The 23,155-nt window shown below is 72.1% G+C and carries 24 protein-coding genes and 1 riboswitch; of the genes, 16 read left to right on the forward strand and 8 right to left on the reverse strand.

The features are described 5' to 3' along the window. Positions 1 to 99 precede the first annotated feature (99 nt). Positions 100 to 312, forward strand: a complete 213-nt coding sequence (locus QWZ14_RS08935) for a DUF1289 domain-containing protein (RefSeq protein WP_290316285.1) — start codon at positions 100 to 102, stop codon at positions 310 to 312. 117 nt (positions 313 to 429) lie between these two features. Continuing rightward, a complete protein-coding gene (locus QWZ14_RS08940; RefSeq protein ID WP_290316286.1) occupies positions 430 to 1,092 on the forward strand; it encodes an OmpW/AlkL family protein in 663 nt (220 codons plus the stop codon). A gap of 12 nt (positions 1,093 to 1,104) precedes the next feature. Here QWZ14_RS08940 and QWZ14_RS08945 read toward each other — a convergent pair whose 3' ends face one another. The 3 genes from QWZ14_RS08945 to QWZ14_RS08955 are packed head-to-tail and all read right to left on the reverse strand — an operon-like array spanning position 1,105 to position 3,522. Beyond that, complete coding sequence (locus QWZ14_RS08945; protein WP_290316287.1) at positions 1,105 to 2,220, reverse strand: 2-aminoethylphosphonate--pyruvate transaminase; 1,116 nt, start codon at positions 2,218 to 2,220, stop codon at positions 1,105 to 1,107. A 12-nt stretch (positions 2,221 to 2,232) separates the two neighbouring features. Further along, on the reverse strand, positions 2,233 to 2,895 hold the full coding sequence (locus tag QWZ14_RS08950) for a DUF1194 domain-containing protein (RefSeq protein ID WP_290316288.1): 663 nt from the start codon (positions 2,893 to 2,895) through the stop codon (positions 2,233 to 2,235). Positions 2,896 to 2,901: 6 nt separating this feature from the next. Then, complete coding sequence (locus QWZ14_RS08955) at positions 2,902 to 3,522, reverse strand: 3-keto-disaccharide hydrolase (RefSeq protein ID WP_290316289.1); 621 nt, start codon at positions 3,520 to 3,522, stop codon at positions 2,902 to 2,904. A 203-nt stretch (positions 3,523 to 3,725) separates the two neighbouring features. Between QWZ14_RS08955 and QWZ14_RS08960 the strand changes: the two genes are divergently transcribed. Together QWZ14_RS08960 and QWZ14_RS08965 are read left to right on the forward strand one after the other, a co-directional pair. Then, a complete protein-coding gene (locus QWZ14_RS08960; protein ID WP_290316290.1) occupies positions 3,726 to 5,231 on the forward strand; it encodes a flavin-containing monooxygenase in 1,506 nt (501 codons plus the stop codon). Between the two features lie 66 nt (positions 5,232 to 5,297). Next, on the forward strand, positions 5,298 to 6,584 hold the full coding sequence (locus tag QWZ14_RS08965; RefSeq protein ID WP_290316291.1) for a hypothetical protein: 1,287 nt from the start codon (positions 5,298 to 5,300) through the stop codon (positions 6,582 to 6,584). A gap of 27 nt (positions 6,585 to 6,611) precedes the next feature. Here the strand turns inward: QWZ14_RS08965 and QWZ14_RS08970 are convergent, their stop codons facing one another. Next, positions 6,612 to 7,775, reverse strand: a complete 1,164-nt coding sequence (locus QWZ14_RS08970; RefSeq protein ID WP_290316292.1) for an aminotransferase — start codon at positions 7,773 to 7,775, stop codon at positions 6,612 to 6,614. Positions 7,776 to 7,983: 208 nt separating this feature from the next. On the opposite strand from QWZ14_RS08970, the gene QWZ14_RS08975 reads away from it, so the two are divergent. From QWZ14_RS08975 to QWZ14_RS09000, 6 genes are all read left to right on the forward strand, one after another. Further along, positions 7,984 to 8,712, forward strand: a complete 729-nt coding sequence (locus QWZ14_RS08975; RefSeq protein ID WP_290316293.1) for an endonuclease III domain-containing protein — start codon at positions 7,984 to 7,986, stop codon at positions 8,710 to 8,712. Between the two features lie 72 nt (positions 8,713 to 8,784). Beyond that, positions 8,785 to 10,002: a CaiB/BaiF CoA transferase family protein gene (locus QWZ14_RS08980; protein WP_290316294.1), complete on the forward strand. Its 1,218-nt coding sequence runs from the start codon at positions 8,785 to 8,787 to the stop codon at positions 10,000 to 10,002. Continuing rightward, positions 9,999 to 10,802, forward strand: coding sequence for an enoyl-CoA hydratase (locus QWZ14_RS08985; protein WP_290316295.1), 804 nt, complete (start codon positions 9,999 to 10,001; stop codon positions 10,800 to 10,802). Before QWZ14_RS08980 ends, QWZ14_RS08985 begins: the two co-directional genes overlap by 4 nt. 153 nt (positions 10,803 to 10,955) lie before the next feature. Continuing rightward, positions 10,956 to 11,609 carry an exopolysaccharide biosynthesis protein gene (locus QWZ14_RS08990; RefSeq protein WP_290316296.1) on the forward strand — a complete coding sequence of 218 codons (654 nt, stop codon included), beginning with the start codon at positions 10,956 to 10,958 and terminating at the stop codon, positions 11,607 to 11,609. A gap of 97 nt (positions 11,610 to 11,706) precedes the next feature. Next, a riboswitch (cobalamin riboswitch) is annotated at positions 11,707 to 11,930 on the forward strand. A gap of 139 nt (positions 11,931 to 12,069) precedes the next feature. Next, positions 12,070 to 14,043: a TonB-dependent receptor plug domain-containing protein gene (locus QWZ14_RS08995; RefSeq protein ID WP_290316297.1), complete on the forward strand. Its 1,974-nt coding sequence runs from the start codon at positions 12,070 to 12,072 to the stop codon at positions 14,041 to 14,043. Between the two features lie 28 nt (positions 14,044 to 14,071). Further along, positions 14,072 to 14,401: a YnfA family protein gene (locus tag QWZ14_RS09000; protein ID WP_408903656.1), complete on the forward strand. Its 330-nt coding sequence runs from the start codon at positions 14,072 to 14,074 to the stop codon at positions 14,399 to 14,401. 5 nt (positions 14,402 to 14,406) lie between these two features. Here the strand turns inward: QWZ14_RS09000 and QWZ14_RS09005 are convergent, their stop codons facing one another. Then, positions 14,407 to 15,408 carry a polyprenyl synthetase family protein gene (locus QWZ14_RS09005; protein WP_290316298.1) on the reverse strand — a complete coding sequence of 334 codons (1,002 nt, stop codon included), beginning with the start codon at positions 15,406 to 15,408 and terminating at the stop codon, positions 14,407 to 14,409. Positions 15,409 to 15,533: 125 nt separating this feature from the next. Here QWZ14_RS09005 and QWZ14_RS09010 point away from each other — a divergent pair, with 125 nt between their 5' ends. Together QWZ14_RS09010 and QWZ14_RS09015 are read left to right on the forward strand one after the other, a co-directional pair. Beyond that, complete coding sequence (locus QWZ14_RS09010; RefSeq protein ID WP_290316299.1) at positions 15,534 to 15,749, forward strand: putative signal transducing protein; 216 nt, start codon at positions 15,534 to 15,536, stop codon at positions 15,747 to 15,749. Beyond that, on the forward strand, positions 15,746 to 16,477 hold the full coding sequence (locus tag QWZ14_RS09015) for a tRNA1(Val) (adenine(37)-N6)-methyltransferase (RefSeq protein ID WP_290316300.1): 732 nt from the start codon (positions 15,746 to 15,748) through the stop codon (positions 16,475 to 16,477). Before QWZ14_RS09010 ends, QWZ14_RS09015 begins: the two co-directional genes overlap by 4 nt. A gap of 2 nt (positions 16,478 to 16,479) precedes the next feature. On the opposite strand, the gene QWZ14_RS09020 is transcribed toward QWZ14_RS09015, so the two are convergent. The 3 genes from QWZ14_RS09020 to QWZ14_RS09030 all read right to left on the reverse strand — a co-directional run bounded on the left by QWZ14_RS09020 (position 16,480) and on the right by QWZ14_RS09030 (position 18,535). Next, a complete protein-coding gene (locus QWZ14_RS09020) occupies positions 16,480 to 16,764 on the reverse strand; it encodes a hypothetical protein (RefSeq protein WP_290316301.1) in 285 nt (94 codons plus the stop codon). A gap of 92 nt (positions 16,765 to 16,856) precedes the next feature. Further along, the gene (locus QWZ14_RS09025) at positions 16,857 to 17,543 is read right to left on the reverse strand and encodes an SCO family protein (RefSeq protein ID WP_290316302.1); all 687 of its coding nucleotides are present in this window, start codon (positions 17,541 to 17,543) and stop codon (positions 16,857 to 16,859) included. Between the two features lie 110 nt (positions 17,544 to 17,653). After that, positions 17,654 to 18,535, reverse strand: a complete 882-nt coding sequence (locus tag QWZ14_RS09030) for an NAD(P)-dependent oxidoreductase (RefSeq protein WP_290316303.1) — start codon at positions 18,533 to 18,535, stop codon at positions 17,654 to 17,656. Between the two features lie 143 nt (positions 18,536 to 18,678). On the opposite strand from QWZ14_RS09030, the gene QWZ14_RS09035 reads away from it, so the two are divergent. From QWZ14_RS09035 to QWZ14_RS09050, 4 genes are all read left to right on the forward strand, one after another. Further along, positions 18,679 to 19,068: a carboxymuconolactone decarboxylase family protein gene (locus QWZ14_RS09035; protein WP_290316304.1), complete on the forward strand. Its 390-nt coding sequence runs from the start codon at positions 18,679 to 18,681 to the stop codon at positions 19,066 to 19,068. Positions 19,069 to 19,281: 213 nt separating this feature from the next. Further along, the gene (locus QWZ14_RS09040; RefSeq protein WP_290316305.1) at positions 19,282 to 20,808 is read left to right on the forward strand and encodes an ATPase domain-containing protein; all 1,527 of its coding nucleotides are present in this window, start codon (positions 19,282 to 19,284) and stop codon (positions 20,806 to 20,808) included. A 22-nt stretch (positions 20,809 to 20,830) separates the two neighbouring features. Further along, entirely contained in the window at positions 20,831 to 22,468 is a 1,638-nt protein-coding gene (locus QWZ14_RS09045; RefSeq protein ID WP_290316306.1) for an ATP-binding protein, read from the forward strand. A gap of 30 nt (positions 22,469 to 22,498) precedes the next feature. Continuing rightward, a partial coding sequence (locus QWZ14_RS09050; RefSeq protein WP_290316307.1) for an endonuclease III domain-containing protein occupies positions 22,499 to 23,155 on the forward strand: 657 nt, incomplete at its 3' end.

Genomic DNA, 23,155 nt, shown 5'->3' on the forward strand with positions numbered 1-23,155 from the left:
CGGTTCTGGTCTGTGCTTCTGGCACCCGCGCTTATCGCCCCGTTGCGGGCCACGCAAGCGGGCAGGCAACCTTCGGCCCCGCCACGCCATATGACCGCCATGGCAAGCCCCTGCATCGATATCTGTCGCTACGACGAGGCCTCCGGCTGGTGCCTCGGCTGCGGAATGACCCGCAAGGACAAGAAGCACTGGAAGAAGGAGAAGGAGCGCCGGCCGGCGATCCTCGAGTCCCTGCCGGGCCGGCTGCTGTCGCTCGCCGCGGCGGGCCACCCCACCGGCGAGGCGGCCAAGAAGAAGAAAAAGAAGTCCTGACCGGCGCCCGAAAAACGCAGGTTCTCCCGGCGTTTTGATTTCGCTCAAGGATCGGTCTGCCTCCCTCGCCTAGGGTCCCCCCGGCAGCAGCGGCTGCCTGGAATGGATGCGAGGGACATGCGCAAGACTTTATCGAAGCTGGCTGGTGCCCTGGCGCTGGCCGCCGCCATCGCCACGCCGGCCGCGGCCCAGGTGGGCTCGGATGTGGTGCGCGGCAAGCAGGCGGGCGACCTCGTCCTCGGCCTCGGCGCCATCGGCGTGCTGCCGAGCAACGGTGGCCGCGTGGATCTCATCGGCGGCAAGCCAGAGGCGAGCAACAGCGCCAGCCCGCAGCTCGACCTCTCCTACTTCGTCACCCCGCAGATCGCGCTGAACCTGATCGCCGCCACCACGCGGCACGATGTCAGCGTGAAGGGCTCGGCGCTCGGCAACCTCGACCTCGGCCATGTCTGGGTGCTGCCGCCGACCCTGACCCTGCAGTTCCACCCCTTCCCGGCCGCGCGCTTCAGCCCCTATGTCGGCGCCGGCCTCAACGTCAGCTTCTTCTACGGCGAGGGCGGCCGCCGCACCGAGCCGGTGAACCGCCTGGTCGTCGATACCGCCGTCGGCTTCGCGCTGAACCTCGGCGCCGACTACGAGATCGCGCCGAACTGGCTGGTCAATGCCGATTTGAAGAAGCTGTTCCTGCGCCCCGATGCCAGCGTCAACTCCGGCCTGGTGCATGCGCGGGTGGACCTCGACCCCTGGATCATCGGCGCCAGCGTCCGCTACCGCTTCTGACCGGCCCTGGCGTCAGGCGGCCTCCCGTCGCCTGACGCCGAGGTCGTCCAGCGCCCCGCCGATCGCCGCGACGGCGCCCCGCATGTCCTCGGGCGTAATGGCGCCGACGCAGCCGACGCGGAAGCTCGGCGCCTTGGTGTTGTGGAAATTGCTGATGAGCACGCCGCGCGCCTTCAGCGCATCGACGAAGCCCTGCAGCACGAAGGCCGGATCGGCCGGCTGGTGGACGGTGACGATCACCGGCCCCTGGTGCCGCGGCTCGAGGTAGGGGGTCAGCCCCAGCGCCTTCACCCCATCGTACAGCACCCGGCAATTCTCGCGGTAGCGCGCCAGCCGCGCCGGCTGCCCGCCCTCCTGCGCGAAGGCATCCAGCGCCACCCGGAAGGCCGCCAGCGCCTGCACCGGCGGGGTGAAGCGGAAGCTCCCCCAGCCCGCCCGCAGCGCATGCTGGTAGACATCCGAGAGGTCGAAGGACCAGGACCCGGCATTGCCGGCCGCCGCCAGCACGCTGTCGATCCGCGCCACCGCGAAGCCGATCCCCGGCAGCCCTTCCAGGCACTTGCCGGAGGTGAAGAGCACCACGTCGACCTCCGGATGCGCGGCCAGGTTCACCGGCAGCGCCCCGAAGGCCGAGACGCTGTCGAGGATCAGCCGCCGCCCGGCCGCCCGCACCACCGGCCCGATGACCTCCGGGTCGTTGACGATGCCGCTGCCCGTCTCATGATGGACGATGGCGACATGGGTGATGCCGGGGTCGGCGGCCAGCGCGGCGCCGATCTCTTCCGCCGTCACCGGCCGCGTATCCGGCCCGGGCAGGGTCACGACCTGCCGCCCGGCCTCCGTCGCCAGCCGCACCGCCCGGTCCGCGTAGGAGCCGTTGTGGGCGATCAGCAGCTTGCCCGTCACCGGCACGAAGGTGCGGATCGCCGCTTCCATGATGAAATGCCCGCAGCCCTGCAGCGGCAGGGTCGCATGCACCCCCTCAACCCCGCCGGCGATCCTCCGCACGTCGTCCCGGATGCCGGCATAGACGGCGCGGAAGCCGAGGTCCCAGGGCGCGATGTCCTGCGCCATGGCGGCGCGGGTTTCCGCGCGGGTCTGCACCGGGCCGGGGATGAGCAGCAGCATGAAGGGGCACCTCTAGACGCCCGGGTGGAATACCGCATCCAGGCCGGACAGGAGAAGGCCGCCGATCTCCCGCAGCAGCTTGGCGCGGATCGCCGCGGCGAAATCGGCATAATCGGCGCAAGGCACGGCGAAGCTGCCGGGGCCGCCGATGACCTCCGCCCGGTAGTGATCCAGCAGGTCCGGCTCCTCGTTCAGCACCGCCAGCCCGTTGATGGTGACCCCCGCCGCCACGCCGATATCCCGCACCGGCCCCGGCGCCCGCCCCTGGTTGTGCCGCCCGTCGCCCGAGACATCCAGCACCAGCCGCGTCGCCTCCGCCGGGCAGCGCGCCAGCAGCGCCAGGCCGGCCGCCATGCCCTGCCCCAGCGCGGTCGCCCCGGCCTGCGGCAGCCGTGGTGCCGCCTCCAGCGCCTCGGCCAGCGCCGCGGCCGCCGCCAAGCTGTCGACCCGCATCCAGGGCACCGCCACCTCCGGCCCGCCCTGCGGCGGCCCGGCCGAGGACCAGAAGACCGCCGCCACCGCCACCGCCCCGCGCGGCCCGCCGAGGCAGGCCGCCACGACCTCCCCATCCCGGAACGCCGCCGCCGTCCCGCCCAGCATCAACCCGAACTCGTCGTAGTCGATGCTGGCCGAGACATCGATCGCCAGGCACAGCGCGAGGTCGACCGGCTCCATCTCGGACTACAGCGTCCGGATCTCCACCTTGCGGAAGCGGACCACCCCGCGGTCGTTCGCCACGCCCTTGTCGTCCTTCAGCCCGTCACCGTGCTGCAGGGCGATCCGCCCGCTGGCATGCTTCGCATCCCGCGCCCCATCCACCGTCTTCTGCCCGTTCAGCACCACGGTGAAGCGGTCCCCCTTGGCGGTGATCTCGAAGGTGTTCCAGCGCCCGCCGGCCTTGGGCATGGGGTCGACCGCGCCGACATCGACGATGGCGCCGGTGCCGTATTTCGGCTCCGGCCGCTCGTCCCAGATGTTCACCTCGTAGCCGTTGGCGGAGGTGATGGTGGCGGGGTCGGTCGCCCGGATGAAGATGCCGCTGTTCGTCGCGGTATCCACCCAGAACTCCGCCCGCAGCTCGAAATCCCCGTAGGAGGCCTGGGAGACCAGGAAGCCGTTCCCCCGGTCGGCGACCAGCATCCCCTCCTCCACCCGCCAGTTGGCCGCGCCGAGCTTGTCCCAGCCCTCGAAGCCGGTGCCGTTGAAGAGAGCGGTCCAGCCGGCCTGCTGCGCCCGCGCCGGGCCCAGCGCCGCGCCGCCCGCCAGCGCCGCCACGGCAAGATTGAACGACCTTCGCTGCATGCTGCATTCCTCCCCACGCGCCCGGTTCGCTCCGGACGCCCGCCGCCTGGCGGTTGCGGGGAGACTAGGTCCGATCCACCATCGAACGGAAGCGCCGCCTGCCAATCGATAGCAGGCTATGCTTGGCCTGGGCCCCCGCCCGGGTATAGCCTTGCTGCCACGAAGCATCGCCTCGCGCCCTCAGCCGAAGAAGATCGCCCCCCATGTCCGAGAACGAGACCCTCGCCCGCCCGCCCGTCTCCCAGCCCACCACCCATGTCGACGTGCTGATCGTCGGCGCCGGCATCTCCGGCATCGGCGGCGCCTGGCACCTGCAGCAGCAATGCCCTGGCAAGACCTTCGCCATCCTCGAGGCGCAGGACAGCTTCGGCGGCACCTGGCTGACCCATAAATACCCCGGCATCCGCTCGGATTCGGACCTCTATACCTTCGGCTACCGCTTCAAGCCCTGGACCGGCGCCCCGATCGCCACCGCCGAGGAGATCCGCCGCTACATGGGCGAGGTCATCGCCGAGGCCGGGCTCGACCAGCACATCCGCTACAACCACCGCATCGCCTCCGCCGCCTGGTCCAGCGAGCACCAGATGTGGACCGTCACCGCGACCCGCGGCGACACCGGCGAGGCGGTCCGGTTCACCGCCAACTTCCTCTGGATGTGCCAGGGCTACTACCGGCACGAGAAGGGCTACACCCCCGAATGGCCCGGCATGGAGAAATTCCAGGGCCAGCTCATCCACCCGCAGGAATGGCCGGAGGAACTCGACTACTCGGGCAAGCGCGTCATCGTCATCGGCTCCGGCGCGACCGCCGCGACGGTCGTCCCCGCCATGGCCGCCAAGGCCGCGCATGTCACCATGCTCCAGCGCACGCCGACCTACTTCCGCACCGGCCGCAACGCCATCGCCATCGCGGACGAGCTCCGCAGCCTCGACATCGACGAGACCTGGATCCACGAGATCACCCGCCGCACCATCCTGCGCGACCAGGCGGTCTTCACCCGCCGCACCTTCGAGGAGCCGGAGGTCGTCCGCCAGGAACTCCTCGCCAACGTGCAGACCTATGTCGGCAAGGATTACCCGGTCGACCCGCACTTCACCCCGGGCTACCGGCCGTGGCGCCAGCGCCTCGCCTTCATCCCGGACGGCGACCTCTTCCAGGAAGTCGCCAAGGGCCGTGCCTCGGTCGTGACCGACGAGATCGAGGGCTTCACCGAAGGCGGCATCCAGCTCAAATCCGGCCAGCACCTCGAGGCCGACATCATCGTCACCGCCACCGGCTTCAACCTGAACGTCCTCGGCGACATCGCCTTCGAGATCGACGGCCAGCCGCTCGATTTCGGCAGCACCGTCACCTACCGCGGCATGATGTTCACCGGCGTGCCCAACATGGCCTGGGTCTTCGGCTACTTCCGTGCCAGCTGGACCCTGCGGGCGGATCTCGTCGGCGACTTCGTCTGCCGCCTGCTGCGGCACATGGACGCCATCGGCGCCAGGCAGGTGACGCCGGCGCTACGGCCCGAGGACGAAGGCCTGCCGCTGCTGCCCTGGATCGACCCGGAGAACTTCAACCCGGGCTACCTGATGCGCGGCATGCACCTGCTGCCGAAGCGGATCGACAAGCCGGAATGGCAGCATACCCAGGACTACTGGGCGGAGAAGGACGAATTCCCGGCGATCGACCTGACGGATGCGGCGTTCCGGTATCGGTGATTTTGGGGGTTCAAGGCCGAGGGCGCTGGCCTCGGGCTCCCGCCGTGAGTGAGGAACGGAACACGCATGCGGATCCTTGCCATCGGGCCTCGCGCCTATCTCGGCGATATCTACCTGACGCTTCGCCGGGAGGGCCACGAGGTCCGGGTCTTCGCCGAGGATCCGCCGGAGCAGCGGGCCTTCGGCGGGCTGATCGACTGCATCGCGGACTGGCGGGCGGAGCTCGACTGGGTCGGGCGGGACGGCGTCATCCTCTTCGAGCGGGTCGGCCGCGGCACGCTGCAGGATGAGTTGCGCGCCCGAGGGTTCCGCGTCGTCGGCGGCAGCGCCTTCGGCGACCGGCTGGAGCAGGATCGCGCCTTCGGCCAGGCCATGCTGCGGGAGGCCGGGCTCGCCATCGCCGAGAGCCATTCCTTCGCCCGTCCCGCGCTCGCCCTCGCCTGGCTCGGGCAGCATCCCGGGCGCTACGTGCTGAAGCACGACGACACCGCGCGCACCACCTTCGTCGGCGACCACCCGGAGGGCGCCGACCTCGCCTTCATGCTCCGCCGTGCCGGGGAGGGCCGCGTGCTGCTGATGGAGCGGCTGGAGGGGGTCGAGGTCGGCGTCGGCGCCTATTTCGACGGGACCCGCTTCCTCCGCCCCGCCTGCATCGACTTCGAGCACAAGCGCTTCTTCCCCGGCGAGATGGGCGAGATGACCGGCGAGATGGGGACGCTTGCCGCCTACGACGGATCCGAGCCGCTGTTCGCCGCGACGCTCGGCCGCCTCGCGCCGCGCTTCGCCGCGGCCGGGCACGTCGGCTACGTCAACCTCAACATGATCGTCGACGAGCGCGGCGCCTGGCCGCTCGAATTCACCTGCCGCTTCGGCAATCCCGGCTTCGCCGTGCTCGCCGCGCTCCAGCCGGATGGCTGGGGCGACCTGCTCGCCCGCATGGCCAGTGGGGGGGCCGGCGGCGCCCCGGCCGGCACGCCGGCGCGCTTCGCCACCCGCCCGGGCTGGTCCGTCGCCATCGTACTGACGGTGCCGCCCTTTCCCGCCCATACCGAGACCGCCACGCCGGAGGAGGACCCGCCGGTCTTCTTCCTCCGCCCGCCCGTAGGGGCCGAGCTGGACCGCTACCACCTGGTGGACATGCGGATGGAGGGCGGCCAGCTGCTGGGCCGCCGCCGCTCCGGCCACCTGATGATCGTCACCGGCACCGGTGACACCGTGCCCGCGGCGCAGGAGGAGGCGAGGGCGCGGGCCCGCAACGTCGTCGCGCCCGAGCTGCGCTGGCGCGGCGACATCGGCGACCGTTTCCTGAACGGCGAGCGCGAGCGGCTGCGGGCGCTGGGCTGGCTGGGCTGAGCGAACTGGCCTGACCACCCGGCGCGGTCAGGCGGAGGCCGCCCGCAGCCGCGCCTCCATCGAGGCGATGCCGGCTTCCGCCACATTGGCGAAGGCGATGCGGAGATGCGCCTCCTCCCCGGCGAAGGCGGGGCCGGGCAGGCACAGCAGCCCGTGCCCGGCGGCCAGCCGCTCCGCCACCCGCCAGGCGGAGGTGTCCCCGAAGGGGTGCCGCACATAGGCGAAGTAGGCGCCGAGCGACTGCAACTCCCAGCCCGGCAGGCGGTCGAAGGCGGCGCGCACGGCCGCCGCCCTGGCCTGCATCTCCGCCCGGTTCGCGGCCCGCCAGTCCGCCAGCGCGCCGAGCCCCCAGGCGAGCGCGGCCTGGGCCGGCCGCCCGGCGCAGATCTGCACGCAGTCCATGACCTTGCCGAGTTCCGGGAAGAGCGCAGCCGGCGCGCCCAGGGCGCCGAGCCGGTGCCCCGGGATGGCGAAGGACTTCGAGAAGCTGTGCAGCTGTACGAGGTTCTCCGGCCAGGTCTCGCCGGAGAGCAGGCCGTGCGGCCGGTCATGGCCGGGCGGCAGGAAGTCCCGGTAGGTCTCGTCCAGCACCAGCCAGATGCCCCTCTCCCGGCACAGGGCATGGAAGCGGGCGATCACCTCGGGCGGGTAGATCGCACCGGTCGGGTTGTTCGGCGTGACGAGGACGATGGCCCGCACCCGCGCGTCGATCAGCGCCGCCGCGGCCTCCGGGTCGGGCACGAAGCCCGCCTCCGCGCGGCAGGGCAGCGGGCGCGGCTCGACGCCGAGCATGTCGAGCGTCATGCGGTGGTTGAAGTACCAGGGGGTCGGCAGCAGCACCGCGTCGCCGCGCTGCGCCAGCGCCATCATGGCGACGAAATAGGCCTGGTTGCAGCCGGCGGTGATGGCCACCTCCGCGGCATCGATCCGGCCCCCGTAGAGCGCGCCGAGATCGGCGGCATAGGCTTCCCGCAGCGCCGCCTCACCCAGGATCGGGCCATAGGTGGCGGAGGCCGGATCCCCCGCCGCGCGGGCGAGGCGTTCGAGCATGCCGGGTGCCGGCGCATGCGACGGCACCGCCTGGCACATGTTGAGCAACCCGCCCCGGCCCGCATAGCGGGCGCCCCAGGCCTGGATCTCCGGAATGGGTGGGCTGCCGGTATCGAGGAGGCGGGGGTTCAGCGGCGTCATGCATCATCCTGTCGGGCGAGAGACAGCCAACGCACGGCCGCAGGGCTTTTTGCCGCAGCCCAGGAGATTTGCCGCATCCGCCGCGGAAGTGATCCGGACCCGGCCCGCGACGCCACGCCGTCCACCGCGAAGGTCGCCCCGGCGGCGCCATCGCGGCCCTGCACCAGGTCGCTGCGAACCTACCCGCGCCGCTGCCGTTACACCCGCCATGCCCCTCCCCCGCCCGGCGCCCGCGCCCGATGCCACCAAGCGCGACCTGGCCCTGGAGGTCCACCGTCGCCTCTGCGCCGAATACGGCTGCCCCGTCCTGTACTTCCACGCCCTGTCCCCGCTCGACGAGCTGGTCTCCTCCCTGCTCTCCCACCGCACCAAGAACGCCGACAGCGCCCGCGCCTTCGCCAGCCTGCGCGCCGCCTTCGAGGACTGGGCCGCCGTCCGCGACGCCCCCGTCGCCGAGGTCGAGCGCGCCATCGCCGGCGTCACCTGGCCCGAGGCCAAGGCCCCCGCCCTGCAACGCACCCTGCGGGCGCTGACGGAGCGCCAGGGCCTGCTCGACCTCTCGCATCTCGCCGGCATGTCGGTGCCGGAGGCGACGGCCTGGCTCGCCTCCCTGCCCGGCGTCGGGCCGAAGACGGCGGCGGCGGTGCTCTCCTTCAGCACCTTGCGCGGCCGCGCCCTGCCGGTGGACAGCCATCACCACCGCGTCGCCGCCCGGCTCGGGCTCATCCCGAAATCCCTGGCGGTCGGCCCCTCTCACGCGGTGCTGGAAGCCCTGCTGCCGGAGGACTGGGATGCCCAGGGCTTCTACGACCACCACCAGATGCTGATGCGGCACGGCCAGCGCTGCTGCTTCTTCCGTGGCCCGGCCTGCGGCCGCTGCGTGCTGCGGGACCTGTGCCCGGAGGGGCAGTCGCGCCTCGGCACCACCCCGGCCTGATGCCGCCCCTCCCCCATCTGGCCACTCCGGGCGCGCTCCCCTAATCTTCGGGGCATCCAGGGAGGAAACCCCGTGCCCGAAGCCCCGACCGACCCCAAACTCATGGCGGAAACCCGCCTGCCCCTCGCCGGCCTCCGCGTGCTCGACCTCACCCTGGCCCGCGCCGGCCCCACCTGCGTCCGCCACCTGGCCGACTGGGGCGCCGACATCATCCGGGTCGAGCCGCCCGGCCAGGGCGACGGCCTCGGCGGCGCCCGCGACGGCTTCGACCAGGTGAACCTGCACCGCAACAAGCGCGGCCTGTCGATCGACCTGAAGAACCCGGCCGGCCTCGCCGCCTTCCTCAAGGTCGCGGCCACCGCGGACATCCTGGTCGAGAACATGCGGATGCAGGTCAAGCACCGCCTGAAGATCGCCTATGACGACCTGAAGGACCTCAACCCCCGCCTGATCTACGCCTCCATCTCCGGCTTCGGCCAGACCGGCCCCTATTCCAAGCGCGGCGGCGTCGACCAGATCGCCCAGGGCATGGGCGGCCTGATGACCATCACCGGCGAGCCCGACCGCGGGCCGATGCGCGTCGGCATCCCGATCAACGACCTCACCGCCGGCAACCTGCTGGCGATGGGCATCATGATGAAGCTCTATGACCGCGAACGCACGGGCCGCGGCGGCTACGTCCACACCTCCCTGCTGGAGGCCCAGGTCTTCATGCTGGACTTCCAGGCCAGCCGCTTCCTAATGGATGGCGAGGTCGCGGGACAGGCCGGCAACGACCACCCCGTCAACATCCCGATGGGCGTCTTCCCGACCAAGGACAAGCCGATCAACATCGCGGCCTCCTCGGCCAAGCTCTGGACCAATTTCTGCAAGGCCGCCGGCCATGAGGAATGGCTCGAGGTCGAGGAATGGAAGACCAACGGCGGCCGCTCCAAGGACCGCAAGCGGATCAACCAGGTCATCGCCGAAGTGACGAAGCAGCAGTCGTCCGAGTACTGGATCGACAAGCTCGAGGAAGCCGGCATCCCCTGCGGCCCCGTCAACAACATCCGCGAGGTCTTCGAGGACCCCCAGGTCCAGCACCTCGAGATGGCCATGCCGATGCAGCACCGCACCCGCGGCGACATCAAGGTCGTGGCGCAGCCGGTGAACATCGAGGGCGTCGACACCGGCTTCTACCGCGACATGCCGAACCTCGGAGAGCACAACGACGAAATCCTGGCCGAGGCCGGGCTGACGCCTGCCGACATCGCCGAATTGAAAGCCAAGGGAGCCCTTGGCGGAGCATGAGCACCATGGAACTCGCCGACGGTAAGATCCTCGCCAGCAGCGCCGACGGCGTCGGCCGGATCACCTTCAACCAGCCCGAGAAGCGCAACGCCATGTCGGTCGCCATGTGGACCGGCATGGGCGAGGCGCTGGAGATGTTCGCCGAGGATGCATCCGTCCGCTGCGTCATCCTCCAGGGCGCCGGCGACAAGGCCTTCGTCTCGGGCGCCGACATCTCGCAGTTCGAGAAGGTCCGCAACAACGCCGATGCCCAAGGCCAATACGACAAGCTGACCAGCGCCGGCCGCGCCAGGCTCTCGGCCTACAGGAAGCCGGTCATCGCCCAGATCCGCGGCTTCTGCATGGGCGGGGGCTTGGGCATCGCGATGTCGACCGATATCCGCATCGCCTCGGACGACAGCCAGTTCGGCATCCCGGCCGCCAAGCTCGGCATCGCCTATGGCTTCGACATGGTCCGCGCCCTGGTCGACCTGGTCGGCCCCGCCCATGCCCACATGATCCTGATGACCGGCGAGCGCTTCGATGCGAAGGAGGCCGAGCGCTTCGGCCTGGTCAACAAGGTGGTCCCGGTCGCCGAGCTCGAGGCGACGGTCGCCAAGCTGGCAGCGACCATGGCCGGCAACGCCCCGCTCTCCCTGCTGACCAACAAGCAGACCGTGAAGCAGGTGCTGATGGACCGCGCCGACCGCGACATGGACGCCTACAAGCGCGCGCTCGCCGCCTGCTTCGACAGCGCCGACTACAAGGAAGGCCGCCGCGCCTTCATGGAGAAGCGCAAGCCGGCCTTCACCGGAAGCTGAAACGACCCAAGGACCCGTGTCCAGGTTCGCGCGAAAATCCCGGTGCATGACGCGCCGGGAGTGACTAGGATGCCGCCAGCCGTGACACAACCGGAACCAATCCGGACGCGGCGGTCGGCACGTTACGTCTGGGCATGAGGTCAATATCTGGGAATGGACGGCAACGTCGAAACGCCGATCGTCGGCGCGCAGGTTGGTTCATGCGGGCGTACCGCGGGGGCACCCATCTCCCGCATCGTGGCCGAGGTGGCGGCGCGCTTCCCCGGCGAACGCATCACCCTCGGCGAGATGGCCGAGGCCTTTGGCGACCGCGCCTTCGGCCTGCTGATCCTGCTGCTGCTGCTGCCCTCGCTGCTGCCCGGCATGGCCTCGGTCTTCGGCCTGCCGGTGCTGATCCTCGGCGTGCAGATGGGGCTCGGCCGCCGCACCCCGAAGCTGCCCGCCTTCCTCGCCCGGCAATCGGTCAAGCGCACCGACCTGCTGCGCCTCTCCGGCAATGGCTCCAAATGGATGACCAAGGTCGAGCAATACGTTCGCCCCCGCCCCGGCTTCTTCACCTCGCCGCTCGGGGACCGGCTGTTCGGCTGGCTGACCGCCTATGTCGCGCTGATGCTCATCCTGCCCGGCCCCGGCACCAACGGCCCGCCGGCCTTCGGCAACATCGTCATGGCCCTCGGCCTGGTGGAGCACGACAACCGCACCACCGCCTGGGGCGTCGGGCTGACGCTGGCCGGCTGCGCCTTCGCCACCTTCGTCCTCGTCGCACTCGGCTGGCTCGGCATCAAGGCGCTCGGCTGGATCTTCTGAACGGTGGCCTGGCCGCCTGCGGCGCCAGGGCCACAGGCCCTGTGACTTCCGTGCCGGGATGGCCCGGCGGGGGCTGTTCCCCCGCCGCAATCCTGCTATCGGCCCTGCATGCGCCGGTGGCCCGCAAGGGCTGAAACGGGAATGCGGCAGGCGGTGAAGACCGCCGGTCCGCGGCTGCCCTCGCAACTGTAGGCGGTGAGGTCCTGCCCAGAGCCATTGCGCCCTCGCGGGCGTGAGAAGGCGGCAGGCCCATGGGTCCCGGGACATCGCCCCGGCGCCCCCACCGCGAGCCAGGAGACCGGCCGGCGCAGAGTTGTCTCGCGCGTGCCGGGCGAGGTGCACCGGCGCACCGGAGTATGGGCCCGCCGCCCCGCGGCAGGCCTTCCGATTGCGGGAACGACGCCCGTCGCCCCTCCCCTCGCCGGGCGGGGCAGTGTCGTCACCGCATCCGGAGGACCCGATGCGCCACCTGTCCCTGTTCCTCGCCAGCGGCCTCGCCGCCCTGGCCAGCCAAAGCCATGCCCAGCAGGCCATCCCCGACACCATCGTCACCGCCACGCGGATCCCGACGCCGGCCGAGCGCGTCCCCGCCGCCATCACCGTCATCACCCGGCAGGACATCGAGGAGCGCGGCTACCAGTCGCTGGCCGAGGCGCTCACCGCCGTCCCCGGCATCAACCTCGTCGGCCAGGGCGGCCTCGGCGGCCAGACCAGCGCCTTCACCCGCGGCACCAACAGCAGCCATACCCTGGTCCTGCTGGACGGGGTGCCGATCAACGATGCCTCCACCCCCGCCGGCGCCTTCAACTTCGGCCAGGACCTGCTCGGCAACCTCGACCGGATCGAGGTGGTCCGCGGCCCCGCCGCCTCGCTCTACGGCAGCGCAGCGCTCGGCGGCGCGATCAACCTCGTCACCCGCCAGGCGCCCCAAGGGGGTCCGGGGGGCAAGGTCTTCGCCCCCTTCGGCGAGGTCGCCGGCGGCAGCAATTCCACCATCCGCGGCAACCTCGGCGCCACCGGCCGGGTGGAGGCCTTCGACTACCTCGTCTCCGGCCAGTCGCTCTCGACCCGCGGCTCCAATGCCCTGGCGCCGCGGCTGCAGACCACCAACGGCGAGCGCGACGGCTTCCGCGGCCAGTCCACCATGGCCCGGCTCGGCTGGACCCCGGTCGAGGGCAGCCGGCTGGAGGGCATCGTCCAGTGGCGGCAGAACAATTTCGGCCTGGACGGCAGCAACAACGCCTTCCGCCAGGCCGATGACCCGAACTACTCCGGCGAGGACCGCCGCTGGTTCGGCCAGCTCCGCGGCGAGACCCGGCTGCTGGACGGCGCCTGGACCACCGGCCTGCGCGGCTTCACCACCGAGGACCGCCGGCGCTACGTGAACCGTCCCAACCCCGGCGCCTCCGGCATCGCCGACGACCTCTACCGCGGCAGCCGCACCGGCCTCGACTGGGGCAATACCGTCCGCCTGCCCGGCTTCGGCGCCTTCGCCGACGGGGCGCTGGCCTTCGGCGTCACCCATGCGCTGGAGGAGAGCCGCAGCCTCAGCGGCAGCCCGGCCTCGCGCACCCGGGTCTTCGCCCAGCAGCATGTCACCGCCGGCTATGCCTCGCTGCAGTACCGCGCCTGGGAGCGGCTCGACCTGACCGCCGGCCTGCGCCAGGACAGCACCACCGGCTTCACCGATGCGACGACCTGGCAGCTCGGCGCCGTGCTGGCGCTGCCCGAGGTGGCCAGCCGCCTCCGCATCTCCGCCGGCACCGCCTTCCGGGCGCCCTCGCTGTACGAGCGCTTCGGCACCAATGCCTCGACCCTCGGCAACCCCGCGCTCAAGGCGGAGCGCAGCACCGGCTGGGAGATCGGCGCCGATACCGACGTGGCGCTGTTCGGCCGGCCCCGCGCCGCCACCGCGAGCTGGACCTTCTTCCAGAGCCGCATCACCAACCTGATCAACTCGGTCCGCGCCCCGCTGCCGGGCTTCGTCTTCACCTCGGTCAACGTGGACCGCGCCGACATCCATGGCGCCGAGCTGGGCCTCACGCTCCGCCCGGCCCCCTGGCTGGAGACCACGGCGAACTGGACCATCACCGAAGCGGAGGACGCCATCACCGACCGCCGCCTGCTGCGCCGGCCGGAGCATGTGGTGAGCATCACCGCCCGGGTGGTGCCGACGCCGCGCCTGGTCATCGCGCCCACGGTGCTCTTCACCGGCCGGTCGAGCGACTTCCTGATCACCAATACCGGCGACTTCGGCTCGCGCGGCGCCGTCCGGGGCGGCACCGTGGTCAACCTCGGCGCCACCTACAAGGCGACCGAGGTGGTCAGCCTCTTCCTCGAGGGCCGCAACCTCGGCAACAGCCGCTGGGAGCCGACCAGCGGCTATGTCACGCCGGGCCGCAGCCTGCTCGTCGGCACCCGCTTCGCCTTGTAATCGCCGAGGCGGCGGGGGAAGCCGGGGCATGATCCATGCCCTGGCCCTCTACCCCCTCGCCGCCCTGGCGGAAATCGGCGGCTGCTTCGCCCTCTGGTCGGTGCTCCGGTCCGGCGCCTCGCCCTGGTGGCTGCTGCCGGGCGCGGCGGCACTGGCAGCCTTCGCCTGGCTGCTCACCCTGGTCGACAGCGAGGCCGCCGGCCGCACCTATGCCGCCTATGGCGGGGTCTATGTGGTGGCCTCGCTGCTCTGGCTCTGGGCGGTGGAGGGGCGGATGCCCAGCGGCACCGACCTCGCCGGGGCGGCGCTCTGCCTGGCCGGCGCCGGCGTCATCCTCGGCGGGGCGCTGCGCGGCTAGGGCGGCTACCGCGCCCGGGCGATGCAGAAGGCCACGATCCCCGCCAGCGCCCGGCGCACCGGGCCATCCGGGAAAACCGCCAGGGCCTCCAGCGCCGCATCGCCGTAGCCCTGCGCCCGCGCCACCGTGTCGCGCAGCGCGCCGTGGCGCTCGATCAGCTCCTGGGCGCGGGCCAGATCCTCCGGCGCCTGCTCCTTGTCCTCCAGCGTGCGGCGCCAGAACTCGCGCTCCGCCGCATCGCCGCGGGCATGCGCCAGCAGCACCGGGAGGGTGATCTTGCCCTCGCGGAAATCGTCGCCGACCGTCTTGCCGAGCCGCTCCTGCTCCGCCGCATAATCCAGCGCGTCGTCGACCAGCTGGAAGGCGATGCCGAGGTTGTGCCCGAAGGCATCGAGCGCCCGCTCCTCCGCCTCCGGCCGGTCGGCGACCACCGCGCCGATGCGCGTCGCCGCGGCGAAGAGCGCGGCGGTCTTGCCCTCGATCACCGCGAGGTACTGCGCCTCGGTGGTCGAGATGTCGTTCTGGGTGACGAGCTGCAGCACCTCGCCCTCGGCGATGGTCGCCGCCGCCTGGGACAGGATGCCGAGCACCTTCAGGCTGCCGTCGTCGGTCATCAACTGGAAGGCGCGCGCGAACAGGAAGTCGCCAACCAGCACGCTGGGCTTGTTGCCGAACAGCGCATTCGCGCTCGCCTGGCCCCGCCGCAGCGAGCTCTCGTCGACCACGTCATCGTGCAGCAGGGTGGCGGTGTGGATGAACTCGACGCAGGCGGCGAGCGCCACGTGCCGGTCGCCGCGGTAGCCGCAGAGCTGCGCCGCCGCCAGGGTCAGCAGCGGCCGCAGCCGCTTGCCGCCGGCGGCGACGATATGCGCGGCCAGTTGCGGGATCAGCGCGACCGGGGAGTGCATCCGCTGCACGATCAGGCGGTTGCAGGCCTCCAGGTCCGCCTGGACGAGGGCGATGAGCGCGGTCAGCGCATCCTCGCCGCCAGCGGCCGGCCTCTTCATCGGGGAATTATCCGGCACTAGACGGGCAACCGCTGGCACTACACTTGACCCTGGCTTGGGGGGCGGCACCATAGCCACCGTGCCACTTGGCGACAAGCGCTGGAAAAACAAGGATTTCACCGACCATGCGGCTCATCGTGCAAAGCGTGGACCCGGTGCGCATCAGCTTCCTCATGGCCTTGCTGAAGGATGCCGGCATCGCCTGCATCCTGCTGGACCAGCATATCAGCGCGCTCGAAGGCGGCATCGGCGCCTTCCCCCGTCGCCTCGCGGTCGCCGAGGAAGACCTCGCCGCCGCCCGCCGCCTGCTGCGGGAGGCCGGCGAGGACCACGACGCGTGACCCATTCGGACGACACGCTGCTCGGCGGCCGGGTGCGGCTGCGACAGCCGGTGCTCGGCCTGCGCGCCGGGCTGGACACCGTGCTGCTGGCGGCCGGCATCCCGGCCCGCCCGGGGCAGCAGGTGCTGGAAGCCGGCTGCGGCAGCGGCGCCGCCTTCCTCTGCCTCGCCGCCCGGGTGCCCGGACTCCGGATCATCGCGGTGGAGCGCGACCCGGCGCTGGCCGCGCTCGCCGCCGCCAATGCCGCCGCCAACGGGGTCGCGGCCGAGGTCATCACCGGCGACATCCGCGATGCCGCGCTGGCCCGGCGGCTGCCGCCCTGCGACCACGCCTTCGCCAACCCGCCCTTCTGGCCGCATGGCACCACCCCGCCGGTGCCGCAGCGCGGCAGCATGACGCATGCGCCCGCCGGCGCCGCCAGCCTGGCCGACTGGGCCCGCTTCCTCGCCACGCCGCTGTCCCGGCGCGGCACGCTGAGCCTGATCCTGCCCGCGGTGCTGCTCGATTCCGCCATGGCGGCGCTCGCCGCCGCCGGCTGCGCCGGCACCCGGCTGGTGCCCTTCTGGCCGCGCGGCGGGATGCCGGCCAAGCGCATGCTGCTGCAGGCCCGGCGCGGCAGCCGCGGCCCGGCCCGCATCGCCCCGGGGCTGGTGCTGCACGCCGAAGACGGCTTCACCCCGGCGGCGCAGGCCATCCTGCGCGATGCCGCAGCGCTCGAGGCCGGCTGACCTCAGCCCGAGGCCGTGTCCGGGTGGCGGAGATGCCACAGCCGCTCATGCGCCGCGACCAGGCTTTCCATGTTGCGGCGCCGGTTGGTGTCCGGCGAGACCGGGCGGCGCGTCAGCATCATCTCGAGGATGCGCAGCAATTGCTCCGCCACCTCGTAGTCGCCCTGGTCGCAGGCATGATGGAAGGCGATCAGGATCTTGTCGGACAGACGGCGGCTGTGCCGCGGCGCCGCCGCACCACGTCCGGTCCCCCCCGCGCCATCCTGGTCCGAGTCGTCGTCCGCCATACTGCCTTCTCCGGTTGCGGCCAGCCTGAACCCAGGGCAGTTCCGCTATTGTAGCCTAGCCGATCATGCGGGGCCTTGCAGCGCCGCCCGTGTCATCCGCCGCTGCCGGTGCGCCCGACCTGCGCCGTCACCGCCGCGGCGATCGCCTCCGGCGACAGCTCCGGCCGGAACAGCGTCCTCACCTTGGCGTCCGGCCCCACCAGATAGATGAAGCTGGAGTGGTCCATGAGATAATCGGTCATCTCGGGCCGCTGAACCTTGGCGTAATAGACCCTAAACCGCCGCGCCGCATCTGCCACCTGTTCCGGCGTGCCGGTCAGCCCCTGCATGCGGGGATGGAAGCGGCTGACGTAATCGGCGAGGTGCTCCGGCGTGTCGCGCTGCGGATCGACGGATATGAAGGCCGGCACCACCGCCTCCCCCGCCCGCCCCATCGCATCCAGCGCCGCCGCCAGGGTGCCGAGCTCGGTGGGGCAGATGTCCGGGCAGAAGCTGTAGCCGAAATACACCAGCATCCAGCGCCCGGCGTAGTCGCGCTCGGTCACCGCCCGGCCGGTCTGGTCGGTCAGGCTGAAGGGGCCGCCGAGCGACATGCCTTGCGGCAGCTGCACCCCGCCGGAGGAAACCGGACTGCCCTCGCCGCCGAAGATCTGCCCGAGCCGGCCGACGAAGGCATCCGCCAGCCCCTCGTCCGGCGCCCGGGTCACCCAGGCCAGGGCCCAGACGCCACCCAGCAGCAGGCACAGCAACAGGGCGATGAGGCGAATGGTGCGCAGCATGCCGCCTGCATAGCCGGGGCCACGCCGCGCCGCCAGGGTGGCCGGTGCCGATCGCCGCCGACTGTGCCCTTTGGGTGCGCCGACACGTCACAGCATCGGCGGAGCGAGGCTCACCCGCCGTCGCGCGGCCGGAAGTCGGCCATGCGGGTGAAGTCGGCCGCATCCGGCACCGCCGCGTGGCTGTCGGCCCAGAGTGCTGCGACCTTGCCGCTGAGCGGCAGGTCGAGCCCCACCTCCCGCGCGAGCTCCGCGGCGAGGCCGACGTCCTTGCGCATCAGCCCGGCGGCGAAGCCGCTGTCGAAGCGGCCGGGGATCACCCATTTCGGGAAGAAGGCCTCGCTGACCGCGCTGCGTCCGGTCGCCGCATTGACCACCGCCAGCACCGCCTCCGCCTTCACCCCCGCCGCCTCGGCCAGGCGGAAGGCCTCGCCGTTGGTGATCAGGTGCGCGGCGACCAGCATGTTGTTGATCAGCTTGGCGACGTTGCCGGCGCCGGAGGGGCCGACATGCAGCGCCGTGGCCGACAGCGCCGCGAGCACCGGCTGCGCCGCGGCGACATCCGCCTCGCTGCCGCCGACCATCATGGTGAGCTGGCCGGCGGCCGCGCCCGCCGGGCCGCCGCTGACCGGCGCATCCAGGTGGCCATGCCCCGCCGCCTCCAGCAGCGCCGCCAGCCGCCGGCTGGTGCCCGGGTCGGCGGTCGAGGTGTCGACCAGCGTCACCCGGCGGTCCCGGCGCGCCAGCAGCCCGCCCGGCGTCCGCACCAGCGCCTCCACGTCCCGGCCGTAGGGCAGCGAGGAGACCACCGCGTCGGCCGCCTGCAGCAGCGCCGCCGCCTCCGCCACCGGGCGGATGCCCTCAGCGGCGGCGAGGTCGCGGCGGGCGGCGCTGAGGTCGAAGCCCAGTACCTCGAAGCCCTGGCGGGCGAGGCTCGCCGCCATGGGCAGGCCCATGTTGCCGAGGCCGACGACGCCGACGATCCTGATGCTCATGCTGTCCTGTCCCCTGGTCCCGGGCCGCGTTCCAGCCGCGGTGTAGCGCGTCGGGCGGCGGCGGCAACACCGGCCCGGGCGGCCTTGCCGCCCGGCCGCCGGGCCGCGACACTCGGGGCTTTCAGCGACAGGACCGGATGCGCATGACCAGCGATCGTCTCGAGGAAGGCAAGCGGCGCCGCGCCGAGGTCATCGGCCAGGGGCGGCACGATGCGGCGATGCAGGCGGCGACCGACTTCGACCTGCCCTTCCAGGAGCTGGCGCTGCGCTACTGCTGGGGCGAGGTCTGGGGCCGCCCCGGGCTCGACCGCCGGACCCGCAGCCTGGTCAACCTCGGCATGCTGATCGCCCTGGGCAGGCCGAACGAGCTGCGGATCCACCTCCGCGGCGCCCTGACCAATGGCGCCACCCGGGCGGAGATCCAGGAGGTCCTGCTGCAGAGCTGCGTCTATTGCGGCGTGCCCGCGGCCGGCGAGGCCTTCGGCATCGCCCGGGAGGTGCTCGCCGAAGCCGAGTTCGCCGGGGCGCGCTAGCTGGCCCCGGCCCTGCCTGCGGTCGCGCAGGCGGGGAACTGTCCGCGCCACCGATACGTTCTGCGGCGGTAGAACCCCCGGGGATCCGTCTCCGCCGAATGCGTGCAATCCCACTGATTTTTCCCGTCATGGTTGTGTTATCCTGGGGCAGGAACATGCTGGGGAAGACTCGGGCGCTCGACCAGGCGATCCTGCCTGGCGCAGGGAGCAATGATGGCTGACCCGCAGCAGAGGGCGACGACGCCCGAAGACGATCCCCCCCGCATATCGACCGGCAGCGCAGGGCTCGACGACATCCTCGGCGGTGGCGTCGACGCCGACCGCCTCTACCTGGTGGAGGGCCGCCCCGGCGCCGGCAAAACCACCCTGGCGCTGCAATTCCTCTTCGCCGGCCTCGCCCGGCACGAGACGGTCCTGTACATCTCCCTGTCCGAGACCGAGCGCGAGCTGCGCCTGGTGGCGAAGCGCCACGGCTGGAGCCTCGACGGGATCGCGGTCTTCGAGCTGGTCCCGCCCGAGGCCAGCCTCGATCCCAACCGGGAGCTGACGGTCTTCCATCCCGCCGAGATGGAGTTGAGCGAGACCACCCAGATGGTCTTCGACCGGGTCGCCGCGCTGAACCCGTCCCGCATCGTCTTCGACAGCCTGTCCGAGCTGCGGCTGCTGGCGCAGAATTCGCTGCGCTACCGCCGGCAGATCCTGGCGCTGAAGCATTTCTTCACCGGCCGGTGCTGCACCGTGCTGATGCTGGACGACATGTCCTCCAAGGCGGACGACCTGCAGCTGCACTCCATCGCCCATGGCGTGGTGCTGCTCGAGCAGGTCGCGCTCGACTACGGCGGCGAGCGCCGGCGGCTGCGGGTGGTGAAGATGCGCGGCATGCCCTTCCGCGGCGGCTTCCACGACTTCACCATCCGGCGCGGCGGGCTCGAGATCTATCCGCGCCTGGTCGCCGCCGAGCACCGGCAGGAGGTCGCCACCGCCAAGGTCTCGAGCGGCCGCGCCGAGCTGGATGCGATGGTCGGCGGCGGGCTGGAGCGCGGCAGCAGCGCGCTGCTGCTGGGCGCCGCCGGGGTCGGCAAGTCCTCGGTCGCGCTGACCTATGCCATCGCCGCCGCAGAGCGCGGCGAGAAAACGGTCTTCTACGCCTTCGACGAGGGCCGGGCGACCATCCTCTCCCGCTGCGCGGCGCTCGGCCTGCCGCTGCAGGACGCCCTCGACGCCGGGCTGATCCACATCCAGCAGATCGACCCGGCCGAGCTCTCCCCCGGCGAATTCGTCCACCTGGTCCGCCAGGCGGTGACCCGGGACGGCGCCCGGATCGTCATCATCGACAGCCTGAACGGCTACCTCAGCGCCATGCCGGACGAGCGCTTCCTGATCCTGCAGATGCACGAGCTGCTGAGCTACCTGAACCAGCTCGGTGTGCTCACCATCCTGGTGCTGGCGCAGCACGGGCTGGTCGGGCCGATGCAGACGCCGATCGACATCAGCTACCTCAGCGACGCGGTGCTGATGCTGCGCTACTTCGAGTTCGAGGGCTCGGTGCGCCGCGCCCTGTCGGTGGTGAAGAAGCGCAGCGGCGCCCACGAACGCTGGATCCGCGAATTCCGCCTGAGCGGCCGCGGCCTCGCCATCGGCCCGCCGCTGCAGCAGTTCAGCGGCATCTTCACCGGCACGCCGGTCTATACCGGCACCCGCACGCCGCTGCTCGCCGATGACGACAGTGCTGACGGGTAGGGCGCGGGGCGCGCGGGTCCTGGTGCTCGCCCCCACCGGCCGGGACGGCCCCGCCTCGGCCGAGCTGCTGCGCCGCGCCGGGCTCGATGCCGGCGTCTGCGACAGCCTGGACTGCCTGGTCGCCTGCCTCGAGGCCGGCGCCGAGGCGGTCTTCGTCGCCGAGGAGGCGCTGCACCGCCAGCCGATCGAGCCGCTGGTCCGCTGGGTCGAGGACCAGCCGCCCTGGTCCGACATGCCCTTCGTCGTCCTGACCAGCCATCGCCAGCAGCCCGTGGTGGTGGCCGAGCGCGGCCGGCTGGTGGGCGCGCTGCGCAACGTCTCCCTGCTCGAGCGGCCGGTGCAGACCCTGACGCTGACCACCACCATCCAGGCCGCGGTGCGCGCCCGGCGCCGGCAATACGAGGTGCGGGCGCATCTCGCCGCCGGCGAGAGCGCGGCGCGCCACCTCGAGGAGCAGGTCATCGCCCGCACCCGGGAGCTGGAGGCGGCCAATGCCGCGCTCCGGGCGCAGATCGCCGAGCGCGAGCGGGTCGAGGAATCGCTCCGCCACGCCCAGCGCATCGAGGCGATCGGCCAGCTCACCGGCGGCGTGGCGCACGACTTCAACAACCTGCTGATGGTCATCTCGGGCGGGCTCGACATGCTGGGCCGGCAGAAGGACCCGGCGCGGCAGCGGCGGCTGATGGACGGCATGCGCCAGGCGGCCGGGCGCGGCGCGGCGCTGACCCGCCAGCTGCTGGCCTTCTCCCGCCGCCAGGCGCTGCAGGCGGAACCGGTGGACCTGCGCCGGCAGATCGGCTCGATGCGCGAATTGCTCGACCGCAGCCTGAGCGGCGACGTGCACGTGGCGCTCGACTTCGGCCTCGGGCTCTGGCCGGTCGAGGTCGACCCGGGCGAGCTGGAGCTGGTGATCCTGAACCTCGCGGTGAATGCCCGCGACGCCATGCCCGAGGGCGGCACCATCAGCATCCGCGCCAGCAACCTGGCCGGCTGGGACGCCGACGGGCTGCACGGCGACTTCGTCCGCCTGGCGGTGATCGACACCGGCACCGGCATGCCGCCCGAGGTCGTCGCCCGGGTCTTCGAGCCCTTCTTCACCACCAAGGACATCGGCAAGGGCTCTGGCCTCGGCCTGGCGCAGGTCTATGGCTTCGCCCGGCAATCCGGCGGCACCGTGCGGATCGACACCGCGGTCGGCCGCGGCACCACCATCGAGCTGCTGCTGCCGCGCTCGGCCCGGCCGCCGGCGGCCGAGGTGCGGGCCACGGCCGAGCCGCGCCGGGTCGAGGCGCCGGGCAGCCGCGGCCATGTGCTGCTGGTCGAGGACGACGACGAGGTCGCCGCCCTGGTCGGGCAGATGCTCGGCGAGCTGGGCTTCGAGGCGACCCGGGCGGCCAGCGCCGCGGCGGCGCTCGGGGCGCTGGCCGATGGCCGGGCCATCGACCTGGTCTTCTCCGACGTGCTGATGCCGGGGGGGATGAACGGGGTGGAGCTGGTCCGCGAGGTGCGCCGCCGCCGTCCGGAACTGCCGGTGGTGCTGACCACCGCCTATGCCGGCACCGCGAAGCACGACGCCGAGGCGGAGGGCATCGCCCTGCTGCCCAAGCCCTACCGGCTGGACGAACTGGCGGCGATCACCCGGGCGGCGCTCGGCCGGTGATCCGCGGCCCGCGCCGGGCGTTCGGCCGGGATGCCCCAAGCCGCCGACGCCGCCCCCGCCCCTGACCCCTTCGACATCGACCAGGCCTTCCGCCTGCTGCGCGAGGCCGTCGCGCCGCTGCCCAAGGCGGCGATGTTCGAGCTGCGCGACCGCGGCCATGCCAGCCCCTTCGAGCAGCTGGTCGCGGCGCTGATCTCGGCCCGCACCCGGGACGAGACCACCACCCCGGTCTGCCTGCGGCTCTTTGCCGTGGCCCGCACCCCGGCGGCGATGGCGGCGCTGGCGGAGGAGGCGCTGGTCGGCCTGCTGCACGGCGCCACCTTCCCCGAGCCCAAGGCGCGCGACATCCTGGCGCTGTCCCGGAGCATCGCCGCGGCGGGCACGGTACCCGACACGGCGGAGGGGCTGATGGCGCTGCGGGGCGTCGGCCCGAAGATCGCGGCGCTGACGCTCGGCGTCGGCTTCGGGGTGCCGGCGATCTCGGTCGACATCCACGTGCATCGCATCGTCAACCGCTGGGGCTATGTGGCGGCCGGCACGCCGGAGCGGACCATGCGGGCGCTGGTGGCGGTGCTGCCGGAGCGCTACTGGATAGAGCTCAACGAGAGGCTGGTGCCCTTCGGCAAGGCCATCTGCACCGGGGAGAGGCCGCGCTGCTCGGGCTGCCTGCTGCGGCGGCTGTGCCGG

The sequence above is a fragment of the Paeniroseomonas aquatica genome, assembly GCF_030409335.1.
Classification (GTDB): Bacteria; Pseudomonadota; Alphaproteobacteria; order Acetobacterales; family Acetobacteraceae; genus Belnapia; species Belnapia aquatica.

Excerpts from the sequence above, each read along its gene's own strand:
- QWZ14_RS08935 (WP_290316285.1), top strand. The coding sequence starts at position 100 with ATGGCAAGCCCCTGCATCGATATCTGTCGCTACGACGAGGCCTCCGGC.
- QWZ14_RS08940 (WP_290316286.1), top strand. The coding sequence starts at position 430 with ATGCGCAAGACTTTATCGAAGCTGGCTGGTGCCCTGGCGCTGGCCGCC.
- QWZ14_RS08945 (WP_290316287.1), bottom strand. The coding sequence starts at position 2,220 with ATGCTGCTGCTCATCCCCGGCCCGGTGCAGACCCGCGCGGAAACCCGC.
- QWZ14_RS08950 (WP_290316288.1), bottom strand. The coding sequence starts at position 2,895 with ATGGAGCCGGTCGACCTCGCGCTGTGCCTGGCGATCGATGTCTCGGCC.
- QWZ14_RS08955 (WP_290316289.1), bottom strand. The coding sequence starts at position 3,522 with ATGCAGCGAAGGTCGTTCAATCTTGCCGTGGCGGCGCTGGCGGGCGGC.
- QWZ14_RS08960 (WP_290316290.1), top strand. The coding sequence starts at position 3,726 with ATGTCCGAGAACGAGACCCTCGCCCGCCCGCCCGTCTCCCAGCCCACC.
- QWZ14_RS08965 (WP_290316291.1), top strand. The coding sequence starts at position 5,298 with ATGCGGATCCTTGCCATCGGGCCTCGCGCCTATCTCGGCGATATCTAC.
- QWZ14_RS08970 (WP_290316292.1), bottom strand. The coding sequence starts at position 7,775 with ATGACGCCGCTGAACCCCCGCCTCCTCGATACCGGCAGCCCACCCATT.
- QWZ14_RS08975 (WP_290316293.1), top strand. The coding sequence starts at position 7,984 with ATGCCCCTCCCCCGCCCGGCGCCCGCGCCCGATGCCACCAAGCGCGAC.
- QWZ14_RS08985 (WP_290316295.1), top strand. The coding sequence starts at position 9,999 with ATGAGCACCATGGAACTCGCCGACGGTAAGATCCTCGCCAGCAGCGCC.
- QWZ14_RS08990 (WP_290316296.1), top strand. The coding sequence starts at position 10,956 with ATGGACGGCAACGTCGAAACGCCGATCGTCGGCGCGCAGGTTGGTTCA.
- QWZ14_RS08995 (WP_290316297.1), top strand. The coding sequence starts at position 12,070 with ATGCGCCACCTGTCCCTGTTCCTCGCCAGCGGCCTCGCCGCCCTGGCC.
- QWZ14_RS09000 (WP_408903656.1), top strand. The coding sequence starts at position 14,072 with ATGATCCATGCCCTGGCCCTCTACCCCCTCGCCGCCCTGGCGGAAATC.
- QWZ14_RS09005 (WP_290316298.1), bottom strand. The coding sequence starts at position 15,408 with ATGAAGAGGCCGGCCGCTGGCGGCGAGGATGCGCTGACCGCGCTCATC.
- QWZ14_RS09010 (WP_290316299.1), top strand. The coding sequence starts at position 15,534 with ATGCGGCTCATCGTGCAAAGCGTGGACCCGGTGCGCATCAGCTTCCTC.
- QWZ14_RS09020 (WP_290316301.1), bottom strand. The coding sequence starts at position 16,764 with ATGGCGGACGACGACTCGGACCAGGATGGCGCGGGGGGGACCGGACGT.
- QWZ14_RS09025 (WP_290316302.1), bottom strand. The coding sequence starts at position 17,543 with ATGCTGCGCACCATTCGCCTCATCGCCCTGTTGCTGTGCCTGCTGCTG.
- QWZ14_RS09030 (WP_290316303.1), bottom strand. The coding sequence starts at position 18,535 with ATGAGCATCAGGATCGTCGGCGTCGTCGGCCTCGGCAACATGGGCCTG.
- QWZ14_RS09035 (WP_290316304.1), top strand. The coding sequence starts at position 18,679 with ATGACCAGCGATCGTCTCGAGGAAGGCAAGCGGCGCCGCGCCGAGGTC.
- QWZ14_RS09040 (WP_290316305.1), top strand. The coding sequence starts at position 19,282 with ATGGCTGACCCGCAGCAGAGGGCGACGACGCCCGAAGACGATCCCCCC.